A 24,489-nucleotide genomic window follows, 5' to 3' on the forward strand; every position below is an offset into this window, starting at 1 on the left:
TTACTGTTAAGATTACCAACAAATGATTCAACTTTTCAAAAAATTAATAACATTTTCTCTTATCGAGAGTTGGGCGAGGGATTGGCCTTTTGACCCCAACAGCAACCGACCGTAATTCCATTGTGAAATGGGGCGCACTGCTTTTCGCGCCGAGACTGATGTCTCATAAGGCACGGTGCTAATTCCATCAGATTGTGTCTGAGAGATGAGAGAGGCAGTGTTTTACGCAGAAAAGCCTCTTTCTCTCATGGGAAAGAGGCTTTTTATTGTGAGAAAACCTCTTAGCAGCCTGTATCCGCGGGTTAACGAGAGTGTTTTACATATAAAGGAGGAGAAACAATGACAACCATCAAAACATCAAATTTAGGATTTCCGAGAATCGGACTGAACAGAGAATGGAAAAAAGCACTTGAAGCGTATTGGAAAGGCAGCACTGATAAAGATACGTTTTTAAAGCAAATCGACGAACTATTTTTATCCGCCGTAAAAACACAAATTGACCAGCAGATTGATGTTGTGCCTGTTTCTGATTTCACCCAGTATGACCATGTACTCGACACAGCAGTCAGCTTCAACTGGATTCCAAAACGGTTCAGACATTTGACTGACGCTACCGATACATACTTCGCTATCGCCCGCGGAATTAAAGACGCTGTATCTAGTGAAATGACAAAATGGTTTAATACAAATTACCATTACATCGTTCCGGAATATGACGAGAGCATTGAGTTCCGCCTGACAAGAAACAAACAGCTCGAAGATTATCGCAGGATCAAACAGGAATACGGCGTTGAAACAAAACCTGTGATTGTCGGCCCTTATACGTTCGTTACGCTTGCCAAAGGCTATGAGCCGTCTGAAGCTAAAGCGATCCAAAAACGCCTTGTGCCGTTATATGTACAGCTTTTGAAAGAGCTTGAAGAAGAAGGCGTAAAATGGGTTCAAATCGATGAGCCGGCGCTCGTTACCGCCTCTGCCGAAGATGTCCGCGGTGCAAAAGAATTATTTAAAAACATCACAAGCGAGCTTTCCTCCTTGAATGTGCTTTTGCAGACGTATTTTGATTCTGTTGATGCTTATGAAGAGCTGATCTCTTATCCGGTACAGGGAATTGGCCTTGATTTCGTTCACGATAAAGGCAGAAACCTGGAACAGCTGAAAACACACGGATTCCCAACAGACAAAGTGCTGGCAGCCGGTGTGATCGACGGACGCAACATTTGGAAAGCAGATCTTGAAGAACGTCTCGATGCCGTTCTCGATATTCTCAGCATTGCAAAAGTTGAGGAACTGTGGATTCAGCCTTCCAGCAGCCTGCTGCACGTTCCTGTAGCAAAACACCCTGACGAGCATTTGGAAAAGGATCTGCTGAACGGATTATCCTACGCAAAAGAAAAACTAGCCGAGCTGACAGCTTTGAAAGAAGGCTTAGTTTCAGGAAAAGCGGCGATCAGCGAACAAATTCAGCAGGCTAAAACTGATATTCAGGCGCTCAAACAGTTTGCAACAGGCGCGAATTCTGAACAGAAGAAAGAGCTTGAGCAATTAGCTGATAAAGACTTCAAGCGCCCGATTCCGTTTGAAGAACGTTTAGCCCTGCAAAATAAATCTCTCGGCCTTCCGCTATTGCCAACGACTACGATCGGGAGCTTCCCGCAGTCTGCTGAAGTGCGGAGCGCACGCCAAAAATGGCGGAAAAATGAGTGGTCTGATGAACAGTATCAAAACTTTATCAATGCAGAAACAAAAAGATGGATTGATATTCAGGAAGAATTGGAACTTGATGTCCTTGTTCACGGTGAATTTGAACGGACCGACATGGTCGAATACTTCGGTGAGAAGCTGGCCGGCTTTGCCTTCACAAAATACGCTTGGGTTCAATCATACGGTTCACGCTGTGTCCGCCCGCCAGTCATTTACGGAGATGTTGAATTTATTGAACCGATGACAGTAAAAGATACTGTGTATGCACAGTCATTGACTTCCAAGCATGTGAAAGGAATGCTAACTGGCCCTGTTACGATCTTAAACTGGTCTTTCCCTCGAAACGACATTTCGAGAAAAGAAATCGCCTTCCAAATTGGGCTTGCCCTTCGCAAAGAAGTAAAAGCGCTTGAAGACGCAGGCATTCAAATCATTCAAGTCGATGAACCGGCGCTGCGTGAAGGTCTTCCATTAAAAACCCAAGATTGGGATGAATATTTGACTTGGGCAGCAGAAGCATTCAGATTAACCACTTCTTCCGTGAAAAACGATACGCAAATTCATACGCATATGTGCTACAGCAACTTTGAAGACATCGTCGATACGATTAATGATCTTGACGCGGATGTTATTACGATCGAGCACAGCAGAAGCCACGGAGGATTTTTGGATTACTTAAGAGAGCATCCGTATCTGAAGGGTCTAGGCCTTGGTGTATATGACATTCACAGCCCACGTGTTCCGTCAACTGAAGAAATGTACAACATTATCGTTGATGCGCTTGCCGTCTGTCCGACTGACCGCTTCTGGGTAAATCCAGACTGCGGATTGAAAACAAGACAGCAGGAAGAAACGGTTGCAGCATTGAAAAACATGGTTGAAGCTGCAAAACAGGCAAGAGCTCAGCAGACACAGCTTGTATAAATATAGAAACCATCTGCCTTTGGCAGATGGTTTTTTCTATTAGAAAGCGGGAATCGGTTTCCGGTGCTCCCCATCCCCTTCTTTTACTATTTTGGCTGTTCCATTTTCATCAAATTCCACAAGGCTCAATGAAGTATCATGTATGTAAGCAGAATTCCATATGTCATTAATGCGTCTTCCCTTTATGATATTTAACAACATTAATATAAAGACAGAATGGGTAACCAAGAGAACATTACCGGAAGAATGGCTGTCTAAAATCGTTTGGAGAGCCAGCCTTACCCGGCTTTCAAGGTCAAAAAACGTTTCACATCCCGGCTGGCGATAAGCTTCGGGATGATGAAAATAAGCATGAAAAAGATCAGGTTCGTCTCTTTCAATATCCTCTTGTTTTTTCCCTTCCCATGAGCCCAGTGACATTTCTCTGAACATATAATCTTTAACCAGCGGGAGCCGGCGCGATCCCAGTATGGTTTTTGCCGTCTCTTCTGTCCGCTTGCTCGGGCTGATGTAAACCTGATTCAATTCAATATCTTTCAGACGCTTCCCAAGAGCGCGGGCGTTGTACAGTCCAAGTTCTGTTAAATCAGAATCCAGCCAGCCCTGCATCCGTTTTTCCACATTCCATTGAGTCTGTCCGTGCCTAGCAATATATAAATGCAGCATGATCACCCCTCCTCTTTTCTCCTCTTATCTTAGCAAATCCCCCAAATATTTTGTTTACTTTTCACTTTTTTGAGAATGTTCTTTGCACTTCTTTTCGGCTATACTTATAACACTCAATTGACAGGAGGGTTTAGGATGAATCATGAAAAGTTCTTAAAACGGGCTGTCGATCTTGCTCGTGAAGGAGTGAATGCGGGAGTTGGCGGGCCTTTCGGAGCCGTTATCGTGAAAGACGGAGCCATTATTGCCGAGGGACAGAACAACGTCACAACAAGCAATGACCCGACTGCCCATGCAGAAGTGACGGCTATTCGAAATGCCTGCCGGGCACTTGACACCTATCAGCTTGATGATTGCATTTTATATGCAAGCTGCGAGCCATGTCCCATGTGCTTAGGCGCCATCTACTGGGCCAGGCCGAAAGCCGTTTACTATGCAGCGGGGCACACAGACGCTGCTGAAGCCGGATTTGATGATTCATTCATATATGAAGAAATTGATAAACCGGTAGAAAAAAGAAACATACCTTTTTATCAGGTGACCCTGAAGGAGCATTTATCCCCATTCCAGGCATGGCGGGATTTTGCCAATAAGAAAGAATATTAAAAGGATCAGGCATGTGCGGCCTGATCCTTTGTTAATTCGGTGAGAAGCCGCTGTGCCCGTGCGCACTTCGGATTGACTTTCAGCGCTTTTTGCAAATACAAAACAGCGGTCATATGCTGATGCAATTCAGCATGGCAGACACCGAGCCAGCAGCTTGATCTAAAATCGGCTGCTCCTTTTACCTGTACGTACTGAAGATTTTCACTATCGGTTTGCAGACAAGCTTCGAACGCTGTGATTGCTTCTCTTACTTTTTTAAGCTGATACATAATGATCCCTTTATAATAGTGAAGCGTGCAGTAATCGGGATAATGCCCCAGCGCTTCATTGATATCCCGATTCGCTTCTTCGTACCGTTCTGCGTCAATCAATAATTTATACTTTAAATAATAGAAAGCAGGCGGCGGAATTTGCTGTTTTCTTTTACATTTATTGATACAATCCATTGCCAGCCGGAAGGCTTTATCATGTTCGTTTCCTCTGTCATACTCAGCTGCTTTCTGATAAATGAGAGACGGGTCAGCACAGGATGTCAGCAATTCCGTATCCAATAAGTTCATGTTGCGTTGATGCTTTTGCTGTGCCTCCTGCTCTAAATAACCGTAATGGTGAATGATACATGGAAGCGAGAAAGGGCTGCTTGCCTCTCTTCCCTCTGGTCTTTCCCCAATACTTCCCGTAAACCTTATGTTTTGCTGATTGCGGATCAGCCTGATCTGCCTTTGTTCAAACGCTTCATTTTCATTCCATTGCTTCCCGGTGTAGTTCACGACCTTCACACAACCGAGAGACGGCAGGCTGTCAGTCAGCAGCGAAGGCAATAGGCTGCCCGTATCCGAGTCTAGTTCTTCGTCGGCATCCAAGATCAAGATCCACTCTCCCTTGGCATGCTGTAAACTGGCATTTCTCGCCTTTGAAAAATCCTGTTCCCATTTATGATGATAAACTTGGGCATGAAAGCTTTTGCAAATGTCTTCCGTACGATCGTTCGAACCGGTATCAACCACAATGATTTCATCAGCAATACGCTGCACACTCTCCAAACAGCGTGCGATATGGCGTTCTTCATTCTTCACAATCATACAAACTGACAGCTTTGGTCTTTTCATGTGCTCACCTTTTCTCTAGTCTGAATTCACCTATACTACATGTATTCACACTTCGAAAAGATCATGCCCGCTCCGCGTGCTTCCGCACAAAAAAACATCCTGAGAACCCTCAGGATGCCGGTCATTATTTTAATTCTAATTTTACATCAATATTTCCTCTGGTTGCCTTCGAATAAGGGCAGAATTCATGAGCAGCATTGACAAGCTCTTGTGCCTTGTCCCGATCCAAATCTTTGGTGTTCACAACAAGTGTGACGCCGATTTTAAACCCGTCGTCGCTCTCATCCTTCATGAGGCTGACCTGCCCTTCAATTTCGGAATCGATTTTAATATTTTGCTCTTTGGCCACGTGTTCGAGGGCGCCGCCGAAGCATGCAGCGTATCCTGCCGCAAAGAGCTGTTCCGGGTTTGTTCCGGTTTGTCCTTCTTTTTTTGCATTAGGCATCACAATATCAAAATCAAGAACGCCGTCATCTGATGTAATATGTCCGGCCCGTCCGCCGCGTGCGGTTGCTTTTGCTGTAAATAGTGCCATTTTTTCCATCCTCCTTGTTTGTATCTAGTTGTTATATTTCCCTTTCTGATCTTTTTAAACATGCTATGTTTGCCGAGAATAGGAAAAGTGATGTTTTTCAGATACAATAGAATGGAATGACAGAAAGAGTTGGTGAACAAGATGGAAAATGAATTTGACCATATGAAGTTGGAGAATCAGCTTTGTTTTTTGCTATATGCGAGTTCGCGGGAAATGACAAAGCAATACAAGCCGCTGCTTGAAAAGCTGAATGTGACGTACCCTCAATATTTGGCTTTACTTTTGTTATGGGAACACGAAACGCTTACTGTCAAAAAAATGGGCGAGCTGCTGTATTTAGATTCAGGGACACTCACTCCGATGCTGAAACGAATGGAACAGCAAGGTTTGATTACGAGAAAAAGATCTGAAGAGGATGAGCGGTCCGTATTGATCAGCCTGACAGAGAACGGGGAGTCATTAAAAGAAAAAGCGGCTGACATACCAAGGACGATCTTGGGGCTCTCAAAGCAGTCCGGAGAGGACCTGAAACAGTTAAAATCCGCTCTATATACATTGCTGGAAACGCTCCATCAAAAAAGTTGAGGATGCCTTATACGAGGCATCCTCTTAATATTTTATTCAGCTACTTCCAGCGTAACATCGATATTTCCGGAGGTTGCTTTTGAATACGGGCAAACGCCGTGCGCTTTTTGCACAAGTGCCTGTAATTCTGATGCACTGACTCCTTTCCCTTTCACCTGCAGCGTCACACCTAATTTATAGCCTTGATCTTCTTCATCCTTTAACAGGCTGACATGCGCTGTAACCTCTGTCTCTACTTTCACTCGTTCTGTTCTTGCTACCAGCTGCAGTGCGCTGTCAAAGCAAGCTGCGTAACCTGCTGCAAACAGCTGCTCCGGATTTGTCGCTTTTTCTAATTTCTTTGCTCTCGGTGTTCCCGGCATTGCGACATCGAGTTCGAGAACGCGATCTGATGATATCACCTTTCCTTCTCTTCCTCCTACCGCTGATACTGATGCTGTAAATAATGGCTGACTCATGTTTCATTCCCCCTAAATATATTTTATACAATTAAATTGTACACAATCTAATTTGTAGTGTCAATTTTTTGGCGCATAAAAAAAGCTTATCCCTTTACGAGATAAGCTTTTTCATCGAACATTGCCCCGCTATTCGCGGATTTGCCCAGTTCCTTTAATGATATATTTTGTAGAAGTCAGTGCAGGAAGCCCCATTGGCCCTCTTGCATGAAGTTTTTGCGTGCTGATGCCGATTTCGGCCCCGTAGCCGAATTCAAAGCCGTCGGTAAAACGGGTTGATGCGTTATGATAGACCGCAGCAGCATCGACAGCGGTTTGAAAATAAGCCGCGTGCTTGTCATCCTCAGTTAAAATCGCTTCAGAATGATTGGTGCCGTATTGTTGGATATGCCTCAAAGCTTCTTGGACGTTCTCAACCGTCTTTACGCTGAGGACAGGCGCTAAAAATTCAGTTTCCCAATCTTCTTCTGACGCTTGTTTGCTTGAAGGATGAAGTTCACATACAAATTCATCACCGCGAATTTCAACTCCCGCGTTTTCCAGCTGGGCAAGCAATTCTTTCCCGTGCTGCTTCGCCCACGCTTTGTGAATCAGCAATGATTCAATTGCATTACACACGGAAGGGCGCTGCGTTTTGGCGTTTACCACAACCTTTTCCGCCATTTGCGGTTTGGCCGTTTCGTCAATGAAAATGTGGCAGTTTCCTGCTCCGGTTTCTAACACAGGCACTGTTGATTCTCTCACGACGAGATCAATCAGCTTTTTGCCTCCACGCGGGATTAATACGTCAAGACCGTCGTTCAGCGTAAAGAGTTCTTTCGCTGTTTCCCTGCTTGTATCCTCAATCAGCTGTATGGCGTTAATTGGAAGCGATGACTGCTCAAGCGCTCTGTGAATCACGCTGACGAGTGCTTTGTTGCTGTGAATGGCAGAGGAGCTTCCCCGCAGAACAACCGCGTTACCCGTCTTTAAGCAGAGGGTCGCCGCGTCGACTGTAACGTTCGGTCTCGCTTCATAGATCATTCCGACAACACCGAGCGGAACACGGATTTTTTCGATAAACAGTCCGTTCTCTTTTTCAATCGTTTCAAGAGATTCACCGACCGGGTCTGCCAAATCAATTAAAAGCTCTACTGCATCCGCTATATCACGAATGCGTTTCTCATCAAGTGTCAGGCGATCAATGATATCAGGTGTTAAGCCATTGTTCTTTCCGTTCTCAATATCTTTGGCGTTTTCCATTAAGAGAAAATCTATTTCTTTTCGGAGCCCGTTTGCGATGAGGCTGAGCGCCTCATTTTTTTCAGCCGTTGTTTTCATGATCAGTTCAGCTGCTGCTTCGTTTGCCAGCTTCGCTTTTACAGAAACTTCACTCATTTTTCCGCCTCCTAGTCTTTTAAATTGACCCAGTCATTCCTGTGGATCACCTCAAACGTTTTCTCACAATCAAGTTCATCACTTCGTTTGCCTTTGGCCTCCATAATCTCCTCGGAGGAGTAATGAGTTTGGCCTTTGCCGATCACGCCGCCCGGTCCCTTAACTTCCACGACCGCCCCTTTCGGAAAACTTCCGTTCACGCCCACAACGCCAGCCGGCAGCAGGCTGCTTCCGTTATGGATCATCGCCTCCTCGGCACCAGCATCAATGAGGATCTCACCTGATATCGGCGAGTGGAACTGAATCCACTGTCTCGTGTTGTTAACCGAGGATAGTTCTTTGTCTCCGATATAAGTGCCGTCTCCCGTGCCGTCCAAAATGTCCGCCAGCTTTTGCTCTCCGCTGCCTGTTCCAATGAACACTTTCACTCCAAGAGACAGCGCGGTTTGTGCTGCTAACAGCTTTGATTTCATGCCGCCGGTGCCGACCTTTGATCCGGCTGAACCGGCATACCCCAGCAATTCAGGCGTGATCTCCGGCAAATAATCAAATCGTTTCGCCTCAGGATTTTCATTCGGATTGGCATCATACAGCCCGTTGATGTCAGTGAGAATCATGAGCTGGTCCGCATGAATCAATCCGCTGACTAACGCAGAAAGCATGTCATTATCCCCGAATGTCAATTCTTCAACAGATGTAGAATCGTTTTCATTGATAATCGGAATGACGCCGCGCTCCAGTAATTCCATAATCGTTGCATACGCGTTTCGATACCGTTCTCTTTTCGAAAAATCATTTCTCGTTAACAGGATTTGTCCCGGAGTCAGTGCGTATTGTTTGAATTGATTCATATATTGCTGCATTAACAGTGTTTGTCCGACCGCGGCCGCCGCCTGTTTTCCTTTAATGGTAACGGGACGGGACGGATAACCGAGGCTGGAAAACCCCGCCGCTACGGCTCCCGAGGTAATCAGAATCATTTCATGTCCCGCTTTCTTCAACAGGGAAATGGCCTGAACATGCTCTCTGATTTTTGCCTCATCAATGCTTCCGTTGCTATTCGTGAGCGAACTGCTTCCTATTTTTACTACTATTCTTTGTTTTTTCATTTATTCTCCTCCGCGGCTCTTCGCCAGCCAACTTACAATAAAAAAACCCATTTCATCCTGATTCATAAGGACGAAATGGGTTTCCGTGGTACCACCTTGATTGAACGCGCTTATGCACGCTCCGCTTTCCTGTAACGCCAGGTTACGCGCCTAGGTTTTCCCCCTAAGACTCCAAGGCAGGTTCAGCAGGTTTCATGCGGCAAAATGTTTCAGCGATTCATTTTGCTCTCTGTCACAGAAAGGTCTGCTTACTAATCCTCTTCAACGCTCAATGATTTTTTTATATTATGCAAAGAAAAAAGACACTTGTCAAGGTTTTTTGTCACCAAAAAGAGCCCGCATGGCGCGGGCTCTTGCCGTCTAGTTAAAGACGATTGTTTTGTTTTCATGAACGATGACGCGGTCTTCCAAATGCCATTTTACAGCACGTGCAAGCACGCTGCGCTCAATCGTTCTGCCGATATTTTTAAGGGCGTCCGTGTTGTCACGGTGATCCACACGCTCAATATCCTGTTCAATGATCGGCCCTTCGTCCAGATCGTTTGTGACATAGTGAGATGTCGCTCCGATCAGTTTCACGCCGCGCTCGTAAGCCCGTTTGTACGGATTCGCACCGATAAAAGCAGGCAGGAACGAATGGTGGATATTGATGATGCGATTCGGATGAGCCGAGACAAAGTCAGGAGTTAAGATCTGCATATAGCGTGCGAGAACGATTACATCAATATTGTATTGCTCAAGCAGTTCAAGCTGCTTCTTTTCGACTTCCGCTCTGATGTCTTTGTTCGCTTTCATATAGTGGAATGGAATGTTCAGCCGCTCAACCAGCTCTCTCGCCTCTTCATGGTTGCTGATAACAACAGCGATTTCCGCCATAAGGTTGCCGGTTTGCCATTCCCAAATCAGCTCATGCAGACAGTGAAGCTCCTTTGAGACAAAAATGGCGACACGCTTCAGCTCGCTTGCCAATGTTAAGCTCCATGTCATGTCGAATTTTTCCGCAATTGACGCAAACGCCTCCTGCAGTGTGTCTTTTTTCTCGCGAATGCCCTCGCAGTCGAATTCGATTCTCAGGAAGAACCGGCCGCCTTCAGGGTCTGTCGTATATTGATTGGATTCTATAATATTGGCGCCGTGTTCAAATAAAAACGCGGAAACCGCAGAAACGATACCCGGCTGATCGGGACAGCTGACCAAAAGGCGACCTTTATCCTCATTCCCGTCGCGGTATTCGTTTAACCGCTGAGTCATATATGATTTCATGAATAATCCCTCTTATCTTTGTAAGTCTAAACTATTTATCCATTATACTGAAGATTTGATAAAAATCAATTTATGACAGAATTTTTAAACCAACGGCTGAGCATAAGATCAAAGCGATAAAGAAGATCCGTTTGGCGTCTTTCGGCTCCTTGTAAAAGAGGATGCCGACAAGCGCTCCGCCGGCGGTGCCAATGCCAGTCCAGACAGCATAAGCGGTACCCATCGGAATGGTTTCCATTGCATACGACAGCAAGGAAAATGATGCGGCAAAACCAACAATGATCAACAGCACCCATTTCACGTTTTTTTCTTTCGCATATTGATTCATAAGGGCCACGCCGGCCATCTCCAAACAGCCCGCGCACAATAAACTGATCCAGTGCAGCATTATGCCTCGCCTCCTTTTTCGTCTGTCTCATCCTGTGTCACAAGCTTCAATCCGATTACACCGATTAAGAGCACGCCGATTAACAAAAGCTTTGGCCATCCGATCGGCTCATGAAACAGAATGATTTCACTCAACACTGTTCCAGCTGTTCCGAGTCCGGTAAAGACGGCATACACGGTTCCGACAGGCAGACTGTTTGTCGCCTTCATTAAAAGATAAAAGCTGACTATGATGCCGACGGCTGTGCCGCTCCATGTTAAAGCTGAGTCAGCATGCTTTAAGCCTACCACCCAAACAACCTCGAAAACGGCGGCAAGCAGGACTAATCCCCATTTCATTACAAGTCATTCCTTTCTTTCCAGTAAGATTCTCCGAAAACAAAAAAACCCCGGACAGTCGTCTCACATGAGATTGACTCTCCCGGGCTTTTTTCCCTCCGTGTGCATACGCGCTTCTATTTACGCGTATGTGTTTTCTCTCGGACCAGTCCATGTCCATTGACATGCGGAACCCTAGAAAACTTTACCTGGGCACTATGATACTACAACTTCACACTTTCTTTCAAATGTAAGATTTTCTTTCATATACCGCGATCGGTTTATTCCACTTTCTGATCGTTCTGCTGTATAGCATGCCGATTTTCTCCGCTACCCGTATGGATGCCTTGTTCTCCGGGTCAATCAAGGCTGCCATTTTGCCGAACTGCCGCTCATCGAAGCCGTAGTCCAGGCAGGCTCGAGCCGCTTCTTGCGCATAGCCGTTCCCCCAGTGGCGGCGTGCAAACATATAGCCGATTTCCATTACTGTCTGATTTTCGATCTGCTGGGGCACGATGCCGCATTGCCCCAAAAAATCCCCTGTCCGTATGTCTTCGGCGATCCACAGACTGACGCCGTACCCTTTTTCATTTCTCTTGTTCCAATTGATCCACTCGCGGGTTTGCCTTTTATCTTTTAAACCGGAATAATATTTCATGACGTCAGGATCGTTAAAAAGCTCGAGCAAAAAAGCATGATCCCGATCTTCCATACAGCGCAAACAAATGCGATCGGTCACAAGCTTCGTTTTAGCGCTCATATTTCGCCAAATCCTGCTTCCATTCTTTTTTGAGGGCTTCAATATGTGCTTGATGATAGCGGTTATGATCCGCCATGTGCCAAATGCCCCACCTTACAGTCGCGGTGTCATTATCGTAAGAAAGCGGCTTGTGCAAATCATCTTCAGTTAAGGTGAAACATATCGATTTCAGCTCGTTTACCACATGTTGATGTCTTCTCAGGAGTTCATCTAAACCGGGCTGGTTCTCCGGTTCAGGCAGTCGGCCGTTTTCATCTGTCATCGGGCCGTATGCCTGTTCAATATGATCCGGTATCCGGTTTTCCTTGATACGCCAGACCCATCTGATGTCAACATTTACGATATGGTGCAAAAGCTGAGCCGTGCTGTTTTTTGTTTGGCAGCGCCCCCTATAATACAGTTCACTGTGTGTCATGTGGCTTACGATAGAAGCCAGACGGAGAGTGTTTTCTTCCACTGCGGAATACAGCAGACTGACCATCGGCGCCATGTCGTTTCTAATGAATAAGTCCTTCATGTTTGTTCCCCTCCTAACTAGGTACATTTGACGCCAAACAAAAATTCCCTTTAAAAAAGAAAAAAGCTCTCTTTAAAAATAGAGAGCAATCTTAATTGTTATTTCCCGGTTTATATAAATACGGATCATGCCGCGGTTCGTTTGAAGTATTGCAATCAAGCGATATATCGCCGCGGTCATTCATCGTGCCAAGTGTGATCGAGGACAGCAGTTTGGGGCTGTATCCTTTTTCCTCAAGCTTCTCAAACAGCCAGGCTCGGTTTTTTTGGAGGTACTTCAAATTATGATCAAGGATTTCACCGTCCAGTATGAGGGGGATCGGGATAAAATTCCGTTCAGCTTCCATATTCAAATCCCGCACCTGCACCGCTCTCGCTTCCTCTTTTGGAATGACGCTCACTTCTCCCGTTTCTTCAATGATGGCAAGATCAATGTCAGCCGGATCGGCATAGCCCTTTTCCCTTAGCTTTCCGAGCAGCTCATTAACAGTCAGCCTTTCTTTACGCAGTCCGCGTTCATCAATATCCCCGTTTCGGATTAAGACAGTCGGACTTACGACCAGCAGCCATCGCCATTTATTAGAAAGAGCAAGCTTGCTCATCAGAAGATAAAGCACCAAAAAAGTGCCCGCGTAATAAATCGACATCGGCAGTCTGGATGTAAGAATCGGCTCACTGATAATGGTTCCGATTGCGAAGGTCAAAAGCAGATCAAAATTGTTCATTTGTGATACGGCTTTTTTACCGGCAAGCCGAAACAGAATATACGCAATCGAAAATACGATAACTGGCTTCAGTAAAAATGCCCATACGATCCACAACACCGGTCTTTACCTCCATCACGCTAGTCATATTGAGCCTATTTTGCCCTGAGGCAGAAGCGCTATGCATCACACCCTTTTATTCGGTGTTTAAATAGGCGAACGTGCACTTCCCTAGCACATACCATAATAGAAAGCAACATAGATTGGAGGCACAATATGAAGTATCAGAAGACGAATACCCATTGGCCCTATGATCTTTCATCAGCTCCTCATTCCTCGGGCTATCAGCAACAGCAGACAATCGACAGGCTAGCCGGTTTAGAGCTAAGAATGGAGCAGCTAATCAGAGCGATTGAGGTAAACAATGAATTGCTGAGAACGATGCAAGAACAGCAAAACCGTGTATGCACAAGCGGCGGCGGATCAGTGATTGTCCGGATGTAGAAGCAGGCGCTTGTCCGCCTTCTTCTATCTCAATAAAAAAACTCTTCTCAGAAAGGAGAAGAGTTTCATGTATGTGTTCAAACGGACTGTGCCAAACTTAATTGCGGGCCGAACAGCTCGTAATGGATAGACTCCGGTGCTGATCCAAGTTCTGATACAAGTTTATGCATTGCCGTAATAAATGACGGTGAACCGCAAATATAATAATCCGCATCTGTATTGGCAATTAGTTTTTTGAGGAACTGCTGATCAATTTGTCCTTCTTGAAATTGAAGATCACCTGCACGGTCTTGCTCTGTTGGCTCACGATACACAAATGCTGTTTTGACAGACGAATGATCTGCCGCTTCTTCTACCTCATGACGCAATGCGTGATATTCACTGTTTTTCGCGGCATGAATGAACAGAATCTGCCGTTCAGGCTGCTTGGAAACAGACGTTTTCAGCATGCTGATCATTGGTGTAATGCCAACTCCGGCACTGATCAGAACGAGATCTTTTTGTGATGAAGGATCTAAAACAAAGTCTCCTGCCGGTGCGCTGATCTCTATTGAATCTCCCTCATGCAGCCCATCGTGTAAATAGGAAGATACGGCACCGTCTTTCTTCACTGAGATTCGATAATAGTCTTTTCCCGGCATATCAGACAGGCTGTATTGACGAATATGCGTATATTCAGAGTCAGGAATCCGTACTTTGATGCTGATATACTGCCCTGCTTGAAATTCAGGTAACGGCTTGCCGTCTTCCGGCTTCAAATAGAAGGATGTAATTTCTTTGCTTTCCTGCTCTTTTTTCGCGATGACGAACGGCTTATACTCCTTCCAGCCGCCAGCTTGCTGCTCCGCCTTCTCATACATTTCTTTTTCAATTCCGATGAACGCGTCAGCGATTACTCCGTACGCTTTCTCCCACGCCTGCATAATATCAGGAGTCGCAGCATCTCCCAGAACATCTTTAATCGCAATCAGCAAATACTTGCCGACGATCGGATAATGTTCAGCCTTAATTCCGATAGAGCGGTGCTTGTGGCCGATTTGTTTCACGACCGGAATGATATTTCCGAGCTGATCAATATTTGCCGCAGCTGCAATAACGGCATTTGCAAGTGCAGTGCGCTGTGTTTTTTTCTTTTGGTTTGTTTGATTAAAAATGTTCAAAAGTTCTGGATGATCTTGGAACATCAGATCGTAAAAACGGCCAGTGATCGCTTCTCCATACTGTTGTAATACGGGTACAGTGCTTTTAATAATTTCGATTGTTTTATTATCTAACATTGTTTAAACAATCCTTTCAAAAAGATATATTTAAAATATATCTTTAAAATACATGATGTCACGAATAAAAGATATATTCAAAATGAATCTTTAATAAAATTGTCACAAAATTATCAATTTAACGTGACAAATGTTGCTTTTTTATAGAATCCCCTAGCAAAAACGGACTAACCGCTGTAATTATCACCATCGGAAAGATGAACAGCACAAAAAAACCCAAAACAACATCATGTTTTGGGTTTAACGATTACCAAGGCTTATCAGTTCCGAGCGCATTTGCAAGCGCCTGGCTGTGTTTTTTGCGGTTCTTTCGTTCATTAGCTCGCTGAACTGCTGTATTGTGCAGCATGATTTCTTCTTCTGTTTCCGGTACAACTCTCGGTACAGGCACCGGCTTGCCATTTGAATCTAATGCGACAAATGTCAAAAAGGATGTCGCGGCAAGTTCCCGTTCGCCAGTCATCAGATGCTCCTTAATGACTTTTACAAACACCTCCATGGAAGATGTGCCGACCCATGTCACATATGACTCCAAGCAGACAGAATCCTTTTGCCCGATCGGCTTCAGAAAATCTACAGAGTCCATCGAAGCTGTTACTGTTTCCCGTCTGCAATGGCGCGCCGCGGAAATAGAGGCAATGTCGTCGATGTAACTCATTAATTTTCCGCCAAACAGCGTATTATGGTTGTTTGTATCAAGCGGGAACACCCTGCTGGTTTTTACAACCTTTGACTCTTTACAAAATTTTGTTTCCGGTGTTTCCATACCTTTCTCCCCTTTGATGTCTGATCGTTTAGCTAAAAGCACTCATATTCTCCTATTAAACAATATTCTCTGCCATTTGTCTAAAATTTAAAATGGTTTAACTGTCAGGTTTTCTTTCCAAAACGTTTAATGATTTTCATGATGAGGGAATAATAAATGTATTCTTCACACGGTCAGGAGGAGAAACAAATGGACGTATCCATCCCGAAACATCAGTACAAAACGGTATGCCGAACAGAATACGGCACACTTCAGAAAGTGATTTTATGCAGACCGGAGCATATGACCATAAAAGATGTCATAAACGAAACACAAAAACATTTTGAAAATGACAATATTCATGTCAAAACCGCCACCGATCAGCACAGCCGCTTGGTTGAAACACTCAGGTCACACAACATCGAGGTCATCCTTTTGCCCGTCCGCGACGGACTCCCCGAGCAGGTCTTCACCCGAGACATAGGGTTTGTCATCGGAGAAAAAGCCTTCCTCTCGAGCATGACTGAACCGATTCGCCAAGGGGAAGAAGCCGTCATAAAAAAGTTTTTTCACAGTCAAGGCATTTCTTACACCCGTATGCTTGATACAAGCATTGAAGGCGGTGACGTCATCATCGATGGTGATACAGTCTACGTCGGAATCAGCCAGCGTACGGACATGTCAGCCATCGGCCAGCTGGAAGAGGCGCTTCCTGAATATACGGTCATTCCAGTACAGCTGCATGAAAAATTTTTGCATTTGGACTGCGTATTTAACATCGTATCTGAAACTGAAGCGCTAATTTATCCTAAAGCCCTTGAGCCAGAGGCTGCAGAAATGCTGGCAAAACGTTATGATCTCATCGAGGTGCCCGAGGACGAACAATTTACGCTTGGCACCAACGTTCTTTCTATCGGGAGAAAAACGATCATCAGCCTCCCTTGCAACCGCCATGTCAATCAACAGTTATCGAAAAGAGGCTATCACATCATCGAAATCGACCTGTCAGAAATTATTAAGTCAGGCGGCTCCTTCAGATGCTGTACGATGCCCCTGATTCGCGGTGAATGAAGAATATTCCCCTTTTTCATGTTTTGAACAGCTTATTTTATCAAGATACGTTAATATAAAGGTGACATCATTTTTAAGGGGGAAATCGCATGACAAAGTACATAGGATATGTCGGAACATATACAAAAGGCGGAAGCGAAGGGATTTATTCATTTGAGCTTGATACTGAGAAAAAAACACTCAGCGAGCCAAAGCTTGCCGCTAAGCTGGACAACCCGACATATGTGACGCCGAATAAAGACAACACCATTCTTTATTCAATTGAAAAAGCAGACGGCCAAGGCGGAGTTGCTGCCTATCAAATCGATAAAAACAGCGGTGAATTGACATTTCTGAATCATCAGTTAATTGACGGCCCATCACCATGCCACGTAAGCGTCGATGATCAAAATCAATTCGTATTGACTGCCAATTATCACAGCGGAAAGGTACACGCTTTTCCTGTCCAAGGCGACGGAAGTTTACAAGCTCCTGCTGCAGAAGCTGCCCACACAGGAAAAGGACCGCACGAAAGACAGGAAAAGCCGCATACACACTACGCGGGATTCACACCTGAACACAACTATGTCGTAGCGGTTGATTTAGGAACAGATAAGCTTTACACCTATAAGCTGAAAGACGGCGTATTGACTGAATCCGGAACCCATTCTTTCGCTCCCGGCGCAGGGCCTCGCCATATTGCTTTTCATCCGAAAGAAAAATACGCTTATGTGATGACAGAATTAAGCAATGAAGTGATTGCGCTTGAATACAATCCGACTGCCGGCGAATTCCGAGAAATCCATGTCGTCTCTGCCATCCCTGATGATTTTACAGATAACAGCCAGGGAAGTGCCATTCATGTCACACAGGATGGCCGTTTTGTTTACGTCGCAAACCGCGGCCATGACAGTATCGCTGTATTTGAAGTGAATCAATACTCAGGCGAGCTGGCTTTCGTGGAAAGAGTCTCAACAGAAGGCAACTGGCCTCGTGACTTTGTATTTGATCCAACGGAAGCGTTCCTTGTTGCATCAAATGAAGAAACAGGAAACCTTGTGCTGTTTGAAAGAGACAAAGAAACCGGCCGATTGACAGTGCTTCCATCAACTGTTTCTGTCCCTTACCCGGTTTGCGTGAAATTTTTACATCAATCATAAAAGCAAAGACTGGCTCCGGAGCCAGTCTTTTTTGTTTATCTCACCTTTTCTGTCGTCTTAGCATTTCGATACAAGTGGCAAGCGACAAATCGACCGGCTTCGATTTCTTGAAGCTGGGGACGGGATTCCCCGCATTCAGGCATTGCCTCCGGACAGCGGGTCCGAAACACGCAGCCGCTCGGCGGATTGACCGGGCTCGGCAGTTCCCCTTTTAAAAGGATGCGCTCACGCTTGTCCTCCAATTCAGGGTCTGGAATCGGAATCGAGGACAAAAGTGCCTTTGTATAGGGGTGCAGCGGTTCACGATACAGTATTCCGCTCTCTGTAATTTCCATCATGTGCCCTAAGTACATGACACCGATCCTGTCACTGATATGCTTCACCATCGAAAGATCATGGGCAATAAATAAAAACGTGAGTCCTTTCTCTTTTTGAAGCCGCTTCAGCAGGTTGACCACCTGTGCCTGAACCGAGACATCAAGTGCAGAAATCGGTTCGTCTGCCACGATAAATTCAGGATTCAGCGACAGTGCTCTTGCAATCCCAATCCTCTGTCTTTGTCCGCCGCTGAATTCATGGGGATAACGGCTGCCAAAATCGGGATGAAGCCCCACTGCCTCAAGCAGCTCGTCCACAACGAGAAGCCGCGCTTTATGGGTATGATATAGATTGTGAATTTCCATCGGCTCCAAAATAATTTCTCGAACTGTCATGCGCGGGTTAAGTGAAGCATAAGGATCCTGAAAAATCATCTGCAGCTTGCGGTTGAAGGCAAACTGCTCTTTTTCACTCAGTGCGTGAAGATTTGTGCCGCGGTATGTCACACTTCCATCTGTCGGCTGATAAAGGCGCATCAGCACTCTCCCCAAGGTTGATTTCCCGCACCCTGATTCACCGACTAGCCCGAACGTTTCTCCTTCATGAATCTGAAAGGTGACCCCGTCGACGGCTTTGACTGTCCGCTTTTTCCCTGCGTCAAAATGCATTTTCAGCTGGCTGACCTCTAACAAAGGCAGTGGCGTCATTTGTCTCCCTCCTTATTCTGAAAAACAGCGGCGCACCGCACATCGTTCTTTTTCATAGATTGTCTCTTTTAATGTAAGGATTTCGATTGATTTCCCTGTCTTTGGAGAATGAAGCATTTTCCCGCCGCCTACATACAAACCGACGTGATGAATCGCTCCTTTTCCTTCTTCATAAGCAAAAAACAGCAGATCACCGGCTTTCATATTATCAAGCGGGACATCCTCCCCCGCCTTTGCCTGATCTCCAGCATCACGGGGGATACGGTATCCATTGGCCTTAAATATACTGTACATAAACCCTGAGCAATCGAACCCAAACCCGCTGATCCCTCCCCACAGGTAGGGAAGTCCGAGAAAAACCGCCCCCGTTTGAATGATGTCTTCAGCAGTTCCTTTCTGTTCCCGGACAGGCACTGCATCAGTCAGCTTCACAAACCTTTCCCCAAAAGCGGTTGAAACTTTAAAATATCCGTTTTCTTCTGCAATGAAGGGCAGGACAGTCAAAAAGCTCAATTCGATCTCCTTTTCTCCATTGCTTTTGTACAAAAAGGCAGCAGGTTTGCTGATCATGACATTGTTTTGTGTATGGATCGGATCTGTTTTTTTCAGTTGGTTCTTTTTCATCCAGCCCGGATATCCGCGTGGATCCTTTCGGGATGGCTGGCTCGGCACGATCACAGAAACCCATTCACCCTGTTCCGCCGTCACCAGTACCTTTTCGCCAAAGAGAACCTGAGTTTGGATCACATTGTCTGTACATAATCCAAGCCGCTCATCAAATGTCATGCGCTCCAGCCAATCTCTGATCAATACGGTCGGACGGATCATCACTTGATCTGATGGACGCGGCGAATCAGGCGATGTCCAGATGTTGGCCACAGCTGATATGACAGTGTGCATCATTGGTCTATTTCCCCTTTCAAAAGCACAGCTCCTGTGATTCCGAGACCTGGTCTTCTAGGCATCGCAATCGTGCTGCCGCTGTATGTTATGCCGCCTTTGATTACATCTGTTTTCAGCATCAGCGGCGCGTCAAAATCATAGCGTGTGATGTTTTTTTTGCTTGCCGCGAAATGTGCCGCGGCCGTAATGCCCAGCTTTGTTTCGATCATGCTGCCGACCATGCACTCCACCCCGCACGCCTCAGCCATGGCATTGATTTTCTCCGCTCCGCTGATGCCGCCCGCTTTCATCAATTTAATATTGATCAAGTCAGCGCTCCTGGTTTGAAGAACTTCGAACGCCTGCCGCGGCGTAAAAACACTTTCATCGGCCATAATCGGCGTGTCTGTCGCATCTGTTACCTTTTTAAGCCCAGCGAGGTCATCTTTATGGACAGGCTGCTCGACAAGCTCAATCCCTAGACCGGCATCCTCCATTTTCCGAATCGCTGTTACTGCTTCCTTCGGCGTCCACCCCTGATTGGCGTCTAAACGAAGTTTTACGCCGGGCCCGACACGTTTTCTAATTTCCTGGATACGGGCGATATCTGTTGCGATATCATCTTTGCCGACCTTTATTTTCAGCGTTTGAAAGCCTTGTTTGAGATAATTCCCGGCATCCACTGCCATCTCTTCAGGTGAGTTGACACTGACAGTATAATCCGTTTCCAGCGTATCTCGGTATCCGCCGAGCATTTGGTAAAGCGGCAATCCGCACATCTGCGCCCAGCCGTCGTATACCGCCATTTCCACAGCCGCCTTAGCGCTCTGGTTTCCTGTAAGGAGATGCTGTATGTCATGCAAAATGGCCTCACAGCCGAACAGGCTTTTTCCAAGCAGTGCAGGCTTCAAGACATTGTGAATTGCACTTTCAATGCTATCCATGCTGTCTCCTGTAATCACCATCGTCGGAGGCGCCTCCCCCCATCCGATTGTGCCGCTGTCATAATTGATCCTTACAATGACAGATTCAGCCGTATACACAGTGCGAAGCGCGGTTTTAAACGGCTTTATGAGCGGAACGGCGATTCGGCTTGTTTCTATTCGAGTGATTTTCATGTCTTCAGCGCTCCTTCTGAAACGCCTGCCTCGATGACGACAGTTTTTTGTGCTGTATTCATTGCAGCTTGCACACCGATCGGAACGGCGAAACTCGGTGAGCAGTGGCCGATTTTAAATCCTCTCAGAGCAGGCTTGCCCGCCGATACAATATAGTCTTCGAGCACTTGCTCAAGCGAGAGGGACTTCTCCCTCTTCACCGGGACACAGTTATGAAAATCACAAACAAGAATGCCGGCGGCGTCCGTCAGCTTTCCTGCCATTTTTAGCTGATTCAGCATCCGGTCGATTTGATATGGCTCCTCGTCAATATCTTCAATAAACAGAAGCTTTCCTCTCGTATCAATTTCAAACGGCGTGCCCAGTGTAGACGTCAGCAAAGACAGATTTCCCCCGACAAGCTCGCCTTCCGCTTTTCCGGGAACAAGTACCGTCAGCGGAGAAAGCTCTTCTGTATAGGTGAATGCCGTCTCTTGGAAAAGCTGCTCATACGACGCTTTTGTCAGCGGGTGGACGTCGTCGAGGCCAATATCTGAGCTGAGCATCGGGCCATGGAAGGTGACAAGGCCTGTGTTTTGATGGATGGCTGTATGTAAAAACGTAATATCGCTGTATCCCCAGAAGATTTTGGGATGTTTGCGGATTAAGCTGAAATCAATGCCGGCGGCGATACGTCCTGTCCCAAAACCCCCGCATGCGCACAGCACTGCTTTTACCTCCTCGTCTCTGAACATCTCATGGAGATCAGCCAGCCGCTCATCATCCTGTCCCGCTAAATAGCCGTGCTGGTTTTTCAGTGCCTTGCCCAGTTTCACCTGAAGACCGAGCTCTTCTAAAAATAAAAGCGCGGTTTCAAGCTTTTTTGGATCCGGCGGGCTTGCGGGCGCGATTACTCCGACTGTATCACCCTTTTTCAGCGCTTTCGGCTTGTGATTCAACTGAATCACTCCTTTCATTTGCTCTGCACCCTACGTATACGTGCAGGAAAGAGAAAAAATACCGCTCCTTCGCATAAAGAAGCAGTATTTTCTTAATGGCCGTTGTTAGTTTTTATCTGCCCACTTTAAATCGATATAACCGACAGGATGCCGGACGATCCCCTTCACATTTTCGTTTTGCAGGTTGACCTGGTTATAGAAATAAACCGGGATGATCGGGGCTTCATTGATCAATAGCTTTTCCGCTTGATGCATCAGGGAGAAACGCGTTTTTTCATCGGCTTCATGTTTCGCCTGCTTGATCAGCTGATCGTATTCTTTATTGGCCCAGCCTGTGCGGTTCATCGAATTTCCTGTTTGGAAGGCTTCCAGAAAACTGATAGGGTCGGCGTAGTCAGGCAAAAATGAGCTTTGAGAGAATTGGAATTTCAGTGCTTTTTGATCCTCTAAAAATACGTTCCATTCCATATTGGCCAGCTTCACGTCGACCCCAAGGGTATTTTTTAATTTTTGCTGGATAGCCTCGGCAATCTTTTTATGCTCCGGCTTTGTGCTGTAAGTAAGGGTGATCGCAGGAAGCTTATCGTAGTTTTCTTCCTTCATGCCCTTTTCCAGCAGCTGCTTCGCTTTGCTTTCATTTGGCGTGATCAGATCCCCGCCCGCTTCACGGAAATCCTTGCCGTCAGGCTGCGTAAATCCGGGCGATACAAACGCACGCGCCGGTTTTTCATTGTTTTTCGTGACGTACTTTACAATTTCCTTTTGATCCACAGCCATCGCAAAGGCTTTTCTGATGTTTTCATTTTGGAACGGCTCCATGTTTACATTAAACCGGTAGAAATACAGGCCCGCCTGGTCAACAATGCTGACGTTATCCTGATCCAGCAGCTGATCGCTTAATTCAGCAGGGACATAAGCGGTATCCAATTCCCCAGACTGAAACATCTGGTAATCTGTATTTCTGTCACTGACCATCGCCCATTTCACCTTATCAAGCTTCACGGTATCTTTATCCCAATACGTGTCGCTTTTCTCCATTGTGATGCTGTCATCATGCTTCCATTCCGTCAGCTTAAACGGACCGTTCCCGACAAATGTATCCGCCTCAGCAAACCATTTTGGATTTTCTTTATCGACCTTTTCGTTTACCGGAAAATACGCCGGATTGGACACGACGCTTAGAAAATATTTTTGCGGTGCTTCAAGCGTTACTTCAAGGGTTCGATCATCCTTTGCCGTCACCTTCACATCGTCTTTCTTCCCTTTTCCGCTGTTATACGCTTCGCCGCCTTCAATAAAATAGCCCAGAAACGCGGATGAAGCGCCTTTTTTCGGGTCAAGCATCCGTTTCCACGCGTATTCAAAGTCTCCGGCAGTTACCGGATCTCCGTTTGTCCATTTCGCATTTTCCCGTATCGTAAATGTGTAGGTTTTTTTATCTTTTGATACAGACCACTTTTCCGCCATTGCCGGTTCAGGCTCATTCTCTTTGCCAAGACGCGTCAGCCCCTCCATGATGTTATTTAGCGGCTGCCACGACACATTATTAAAACCGATCGGCGGATCGAACGAAGTCGGTTCATTTTCGTTATTTACATACAGCACCTTTTCTCCGCTTGTTTTTGCCTTATCATTTCCGCTTTCTTTTCCTGCCTGTTCGTTTGCTGTACATCCCATCAGCGCAAGCGAGAGTCCTAATGCAAGGCCCATCCCCCATAGCTTTTTCACTCGTTTCATCCTCTTCCCCCTTTTCATGTTCAATCCTTCGCATCTCTGGACAGCACCGCATGCTCGGACCGCTGATCCTGCAGCCAGCAGTTGACGGTGTGCGTGTCAGATCTGATGGTCTGGCCCGGGTATACCCTGTCACACACGATCATCCTGTTCGGACAGCGGGCGGCAAATGGGCAGCCTGGCGGAGGTGAAAATAAATCCGGCGGCGTTCCGTCGATCGGAATTAGCTCCGCGCCATCCAAATCCAGCCGCGGGACAGAGTTCAGCAGCCCTTTTGTGTATGGATGCTGCGGCTGATAAAAAATATCTTTTCTCGTGCCGATTTCCGCTATTTTTCCGGCATACATGACTGCGACTCTGTCAGCAACCTGGGCAACGACCCCTAAATCATGTGTAATCAGAATGACAGACACATTGGTTTTTCTCTGAATCTCTTTAAACAGCTCCAAAATCTGCGCCTGAATGGTCACGTCAAGAGCAGTGGTCGGTTCATCTGCGATTAAGATGTCTGGCTCGCAAATCAGCGCCATTGCAATGACAATCCGCTGTCTCATGCCGCCGCTAAATTGGTGGGGATACTGCTTCAGGCGCTCTTTGGGATCGGGAATGCCGACCAATGACAGCATAGAAAGCACCTCTTCCCGTACCGCCTTTTTGCTCATTTTTTTGTGGCGCAGGAGCGCTTCCCCCAGCTGGTCTCCGACAGTCAGCGTCGGGTTTAACGCCGTCATCGGGTCTTGAAAAATCATAGAAATGTCGGCTCCCCTTATGCTTCTCATTGCTTTGTCAGAGAGGCGGCAAAGATCTTTGTTTTTAAATAAAATGCTGCCGTCTGTCACCTTCGCCGAATAAGGCGGAAGCAGTCCCATAATGCTTTGGGAGGTAACGCTTTTGCCGCAGCCTGATTCGCCGACGATTGCAAAGGTTTCACCTTGATACAAATCAAAGCTCACCCCTCTGACCGCCTGAACCGTCCCGCCGTAAGTCGTAAACGAAACGTGCAGATTTTTGACTGACAGAACTTTTTCCATACAG

At 46.2% G+C, this 24,489-nt stretch carries 26 protein-coding genes, 2 riboswitches and 1 other annotated feature; of the genes, 6 read left to right on the plus strand and 20 right to left on the minus strand.

The features are described from left to right. The first annotated feature begins 56 nt into the window (after positions 1 to 56). A riboswitch (SAM riboswitch) is annotated at positions 57 to 212 on the plus strand. Between the two features lie 127 nt (positions 213 to 339). Further along, complete coding sequence (gene metE / locus CVV77_RS05755; RefSeq protein ID WP_100274819.1) at positions 340 to 2,628, plus strand: 5-methyltetrahydropteroyltriglutamate--homocysteine S-methyltransferase; 2,289 nt, start codon at positions 340 to 342, stop codon at positions 2,626 to 2,628. 39 nt (positions 2,629 to 2,667) lie between these two features. On the opposite strand, the gene CVV77_RS05760 is transcribed toward metE, so the two are convergent. Beyond that, positions 2,668 to 3,294, minus strand: a complete 627-nt coding sequence (locus CVV77_RS05760) for a histidine phosphatase family protein (protein WP_088111039.1) — start codon at positions 3,292 to 3,294, stop codon at positions 2,668 to 2,670. A gap of 135 nt (positions 3,295 to 3,429) precedes the next feature. Here CVV77_RS05760 and guaD point away from each other — a divergent pair, with 135 nt between their 5' ends. Beyond that, a complete protein-coding gene (gene guaD / locus CVV77_RS05765; protein ID WP_100274820.1) occupies positions 3,430 to 3,900 on the plus strand; it encodes a guanine deaminase in 471 nt (156 codons plus the stop codon). A gap of 5 nt (positions 3,901 to 3,905) precedes the next feature. Here the strand turns inward: guaD and CVV77_RS05770 are convergent, their stop codons facing one another. Continuing rightward, complete coding sequence (locus CVV77_RS05770; protein WP_100274821.1) at positions 3,906 to 5,009, minus strand: glycosyltransferase family 2 protein; 1,104 nt, start codon at positions 5,007 to 5,009, stop codon at positions 3,906 to 3,908. A 124-nt stretch (positions 5,010 to 5,133) separates the two neighbouring features. Beyond that, positions 5,134 to 5,544, minus strand: coding sequence for an organic hydroperoxide resistance protein OhrB (ohrB, locus tag CVV77_RS05775; RefSeq protein ID WP_019258199.1), 411 nt, complete (start codon positions 5,542 to 5,544; stop codon positions 5,134 to 5,136). Between the two features lie 141 nt (positions 5,545 to 5,685). Between ohrB and ohrR the strand changes: the two genes are divergently transcribed. Beyond that, positions 5,686 to 6,129, plus strand: a complete 444-nt coding sequence (gene ohrR, locus CVV77_RS05780; RefSeq protein WP_019258198.1) for an organic hydroperoxide resistance transcriptional regulator OhrR — start codon at positions 5,686 to 5,688, stop codon at positions 6,127 to 6,129. A gap of 32 nt (positions 6,130 to 6,161) precedes the next feature. On the opposite strand, the gene CVV77_RS05785 is transcribed toward ohrR, so the two are convergent. The 9 genes from CVV77_RS05785 to CVV77_RS05825 all read right to left on the minus strand — a co-directional run bounded on the left by CVV77_RS05785 (position 6,162) and on the right by CVV77_RS05825 (position 13,141). Next, positions 6,162 to 6,587: an organic hydroperoxide resistance protein gene (locus CVV77_RS05785; protein WP_003239059.1), complete on the minus strand. Its 426-nt coding sequence runs from the start codon at positions 6,585 to 6,587 to the stop codon at positions 6,162 to 6,164. Between the two features lie 129 nt (positions 6,588 to 6,716). Continuing rightward, positions 6,717 to 7,964: a glutamate-5-semialdehyde dehydrogenase gene (proA, locus tag CVV77_RS05790; RefSeq protein WP_100274822.1), complete on the minus strand. Its 1,248-nt coding sequence runs from the start codon at positions 7,962 to 7,964 to the stop codon at positions 6,717 to 6,719. A gap of 11 nt (positions 7,965 to 7,975) precedes the next feature. After that, on the minus strand, positions 7,976 to 9,073 hold the full coding sequence (proB, locus tag CVV77_RS05795; RefSeq protein WP_100274823.1) for a glutamate 5-kinase: 1,098 nt from the start codon (positions 9,071 to 9,073) through the stop codon (positions 7,976 to 7,978). A gap of 63 nt (positions 9,074 to 9,136) precedes the next feature. Continuing rightward, positions 9,137 to 9,347 (minus strand) — a binding site (T-box leader). A gap of 86 nt (positions 9,348 to 9,433) precedes the next feature. Then, on the minus strand, positions 9,434 to 10,336 hold the full coding sequence (gene purU / locus CVV77_RS05800; protein ID WP_100274824.1) for a formyltetrahydrofolate deformylase: 903 nt from the start codon (positions 10,334 to 10,336) through the stop codon (positions 9,434 to 9,436). 70 nt (positions 10,337 to 10,406) lie between these two features. Then, positions 10,407 to 10,724, minus strand: coding sequence for a multidrug efflux SMR transporter subunit YkkD (gene ykkD, locus CVV77_RS05805; RefSeq protein ID WP_003239063.1), 318 nt, complete (start codon positions 10,722 to 10,724; stop codon positions 10,407 to 10,409). Beyond that, the gene (gene ykkC, locus CVV77_RS05810) at positions 10,724 to 11,062 is read right to left on the minus strand and encodes a multidrug efflux SMR transporter subunit YkkC (RefSeq protein WP_060398468.1); all 339 of its coding nucleotides are present in this window, start codon (positions 11,060 to 11,062) and stop codon (positions 10,724 to 10,726) included. Before ykkC ends, ykkD begins: the two co-directional genes overlap by 1 nt. A 77-nt stretch (positions 11,063 to 11,139) precedes the next feature. After that, positions 11,140 to 11,251: riboswitch (guanidine-I (ykkC/yxkD leader) on the minus strand. Positions 11,252 to 11,285: 34 nt separating this feature from the next. After that, positions 11,286 to 11,801 (minus strand): GNAT family N-acetyltransferase, encoded by a 516-nt coding sequence (locus CVV77_RS05815; RefSeq protein WP_100274825.1) that lies wholly within the window; start codon positions 11,799 to 11,801, stop codon positions 11,286 to 11,288. Beyond that, the gene (locus tag CVV77_RS05820; protein WP_100274826.1) at positions 11,791 to 12,318 is read right to left on the minus strand and encodes a DinB family protein; all 528 of its coding nucleotides are present in this window, start codon (positions 12,316 to 12,318) and stop codon (positions 11,791 to 11,793) included. Before CVV77_RS05820 ends, CVV77_RS05815 begins: the two co-directional genes overlap by 11 nt. A gap of 91 nt (positions 12,319 to 12,409) precedes the next feature. Next, on the minus strand, positions 12,410 to 13,141 hold the full coding sequence (locus tag CVV77_RS05825) for a DUF421 domain-containing protein (RefSeq protein WP_084995019.1): 732 nt from the start codon (positions 13,139 to 13,141) through the stop codon (positions 12,410 to 12,412). Positions 13,142 to 13,297: 156 nt separating this feature from the next. On the opposite strand from CVV77_RS05825, the gene CVV77_RS05830 reads away from it, so the two are divergent. Then, on the plus strand, positions 13,298 to 13,525 hold the full coding sequence (locus tag CVV77_RS05830; RefSeq protein WP_100274827.1) for a hypothetical protein: 228 nt from the start codon (positions 13,298 to 13,300) through the stop codon (positions 13,523 to 13,525). 77 nt (positions 13,526 to 13,602) lie between these two features. Here the strand turns inward: CVV77_RS05830 and hmpA are convergent, their stop codons facing one another. Both hmpA and CVV77_RS05840 read right to left on the minus strand, forming a co-directional pair. Further along, on the minus strand, positions 13,603 to 14,802 hold the full coding sequence (gene hmpA / locus CVV77_RS05835) for an NO-inducible flavohemoprotein (RefSeq protein WP_100274828.1): 1,200 nt from the start codon (positions 14,800 to 14,802) through the stop codon (positions 13,603 to 13,605). Positions 14,803 to 15,049: 247 nt separating this feature from the next. Then, positions 15,050 to 15,568, minus strand: coding sequence for an acyl-CoA thioesterase (locus CVV77_RS05840; protein WP_032732170.1), 519 nt, complete (start codon positions 15,566 to 15,568; stop codon positions 15,050 to 15,052). Between the two features lie 189 nt (positions 15,569 to 15,757). Here CVV77_RS05840 and CVV77_RS05845 point away from each other — a divergent pair, with 189 nt between their 5' ends. Together CVV77_RS05845 and pgl are read left to right on the plus strand one after the other, a co-directional pair. Further along, on the plus strand, positions 15,758 to 16,618 hold the full coding sequence (locus CVV77_RS05845) for a dimethylarginine dimethylaminohydrolase family protein (protein WP_100274829.1): 861 nt from the start codon (positions 15,758 to 15,760) through the stop codon (positions 16,616 to 16,618). Between the two features lie 89 nt (positions 16,619 to 16,707). Continuing rightward, on the plus strand, positions 16,708 to 17,757 hold the full coding sequence (gene pgl / locus CVV77_RS05850) for a 6-phosphogluconolactonase (protein ID WP_100274830.1): 1,050 nt from the start codon (positions 16,708 to 16,710) through the stop codon (positions 17,755 to 17,757). A 35-nt stretch (positions 17,758 to 17,792) separates the two neighbouring features. Here pgl and CVV77_RS05855 read toward each other — a convergent pair whose 3' ends face one another. The 6 genes from CVV77_RS05855 to dppD all read right to left on the minus strand — a co-directional run bounded on the left by CVV77_RS05855 (position 17,793) and on the right by dppD (position 24,485). Next, on the minus strand, positions 17,793 to 18,782 hold the full coding sequence (locus tag CVV77_RS05855) for an ABC transporter ATP-binding protein (protein WP_100274831.1): 990 nt from the start codon (positions 18,780 to 18,782) through the stop codon (positions 17,793 to 17,795). Positions 18,783 to 18,794: 12 nt separating this feature from the next. Then, the gene (gene eepC / locus CVV77_RS05860) at positions 18,795 to 19,685 is read right to left on the minus strand and encodes a gamma-D-glutamyl-L-lysine dipeptidyl-peptidase (RefSeq protein ID WP_019258184.1); all 891 of its coding nucleotides are present in this window, start codon (positions 19,683 to 19,685) and stop codon (positions 18,795 to 18,797) included. Further along, positions 19,682 to 20,782: an L-Ala-D/L-Glu epimerase gene (gene ykfB / locus CVV77_RS05865; protein WP_100274832.1), complete on the minus strand. Its 1,101-nt coding sequence runs from the start codon at positions 20,780 to 20,782 to the stop codon at positions 19,682 to 19,684. Before ykfB ends, eepC begins: the two co-directional genes overlap by 4 nt. Further along, positions 20,779 to 21,738, minus strand: coding sequence for a S66 peptidase family protein (locus tag CVV77_RS05870; RefSeq protein ID WP_019258182.1), 960 nt, complete (start codon positions 21,736 to 21,738; stop codon positions 20,779 to 20,781). Before CVV77_RS05870 ends, ykfB begins: the two co-directional genes overlap by 4 nt. Before the next feature lie 87 nt (positions 21,739 to 21,825). After that, entirely contained in the window at positions 21,826 to 23,475 is a 1,650-nt protein-coding gene (gene dppE / locus CVV77_RS05875; protein ID WP_084995048.1) for a dipeptide ABC transporter substrate-binding protein DppE, read from the minus strand. Positions 23,476 to 23,477: 2 nt separating this feature from the next. Beyond that, on the minus strand, positions 23,478 to 24,485 hold the full coding sequence (dppD, locus tag CVV77_RS05880) for a dipeptide ABC transporter ATP-binding subunit DppD (protein ID WP_088111052.1): 1,008 nt from the start codon (positions 24,483 to 24,485) through the stop codon (positions 23,478 to 23,480). Positions 24,486 to 24,489: the final 4 nt, after the last annotated feature.

The sequence above is a fragment of the Bacillus sp. SN1 genome, assembly GCF_002796895.1.
In the GTDB taxonomy this organism is placed as follows: Bacteria; Bacillota; Bacilli; order Bacillales; family Bacillaceae; genus Bacillus; species Bacillus inaquosorum.

Bases quoted from the DNA above. Each gene is read 5' to 3' on its own strand.
- CVV77_RS05785 (WP_003239059.1), bottom strand. From the start codon at position 6,587: ATGAGTCAGCCATTATTTACAGCATCAGTATCAGCGGTAGGAGGAAGA.
- proA (WP_100274822.1), bottom strand. From the start codon at position 7,964: ATGAGTGAAGTTTCTGTAAAAGCGAAGCTGGCAAACGAAGCAGCAGCT.
- ykfB (WP_100274832.1), bottom strand. From the start codon at position 20,782: ATGAAAATCACTCGAATAGAAACAAGCCGAATCGCCGTTCCGCTCATA.
- ohrR (WP_019258198.1), top strand. From the start codon at position 5,686: ATGGAAAATGAATTTGACCATATGAAGTTGGAGAATCAGCTTTGTTTT.
- CVV77_RS05760 (WP_088111039.1), bottom strand. From the start codon at position 3,294: ATGCTGCATTTATATATTGCTAGGCACGGACAGACTCAATGGAATGTG.
- purU (WP_100274824.1), bottom strand. From the start codon at position 10,336: ATGAAATCATATATGACTCAGCGGTTAAACGAATACCGCGACGGGAAT.
- CVV77_RS05830 (WP_100274827.1), top strand. From the start codon at position 13,298: ATGAAGTATCAGAAGACGAATACCCATTGGCCCTATGATCTTTCATCA.
- dppE (WP_084995048.1), bottom strand. From the start codon at position 23,475: ATGAAAAGGGGGAAGAGGATGAAACGAGTGAAAAAGCTATGGGGGATG.
- proB (WP_100274823.1), bottom strand. From the start codon at position 9,073: ATGAAAAAACAAAGAATAGTAGTAAAAATAGGAAGCAGTTCGCTCACG.
- CVV77_RS05770 (WP_100274821.1), bottom strand. From the start codon at position 5,009: ATGAAAAGACCAAAGCTGTCAGTTTGTATGATTGTGAAGAATGAAGAA.
- metE (WP_100274819.1), top strand. From the start codon at position 340: ATGACAACCATCAAAACATCAAATTTAGGATTTCCGAGAATCGGACTG.
- ohrB (WP_019258199.1), bottom strand. From the start codon at position 5,544: ATGGCACTATTTACAGCAAAAGCAACCGCACGCGGCGGACGGGCCGGA.
- pgl (WP_100274830.1), top strand. From the start codon at position 16,708: ATGACAAAGTACATAGGATATGTCGGAACATATACAAAAGGCGGAAGC.
- ykkC (WP_060398468.1), bottom strand. From the start codon at position 11,062: ATGAAATGGGGATTAGTCCTGCTTGCCGCCGTTTTCGAGGTTGTTTGG.
- CVV77_RS05840 (WP_032732170.1), bottom strand. From the start codon at position 15,568: ATGGAAACACCGGAAACAAAATTTTGTAAAGAGTCAAAGGTTGTAAAA.
- ykkD (WP_003239063.1), bottom strand. From the start codon at position 10,724: ATGCTGCACTGGATCAGTTTATTGTGCGCGGGCTGTTTGGAGATGGCC.
- CVV77_RS05855 (WP_100274831.1), bottom strand. From the start codon at position 18,782: ATGACGCCACTGCCTTTGTTAGAGGTCAGCCAGCTGAAAATGCATTTT.
- CVV77_RS05845 (WP_100274829.1), top strand. From the start codon at position 15,758: ATGGACGTATCCATCCCGAAACATCAGTACAAAACGGTATGCCGAACA.
- dppD (WP_088111052.1), bottom strand. From the start codon at position 24,485: ATGGAAAAAGTTCTGTCAGTCAAAAATCTGCACGTTTCGTTTACGACT.
- hmpA (WP_100274828.1), bottom strand. From the start codon at position 14,802: ATGTTAGATAATAAAACAATCGAAATTATTAAAAGCACTGTACCCGTA.
- guaD (WP_100274820.1), top strand. From the start codon at position 3,430: ATGAATCATGAAAAGTTCTTAAAACGGGCTGTCGATCTTGCTCGTGAA.
- eepC (WP_019258184.1), bottom strand. From the start codon at position 19,685: ATGATGCACACTGTCATATCAGCTGTGGCCAACATCTGGACATCGCCT.
- CVV77_RS05870 (WP_019258182.1), bottom strand. From the start codon at position 21,738: ATGAAAGGAGTGATTCAGTTGAATCACAAGCCGAAAGCGCTGAAAAAG.
- CVV77_RS05815 (WP_100274825.1), bottom strand. From the start codon at position 11,801: ATGAGCGCTAAAACGAAGCTTGTGACCGATCGCATTTGTTTGCGCTGT.
- CVV77_RS05820 (WP_100274826.1), bottom strand. From the start codon at position 12,318: ATGAAGGACTTATTCATTAGAAACGACATGGCGCCGATGGTCAGTCTG.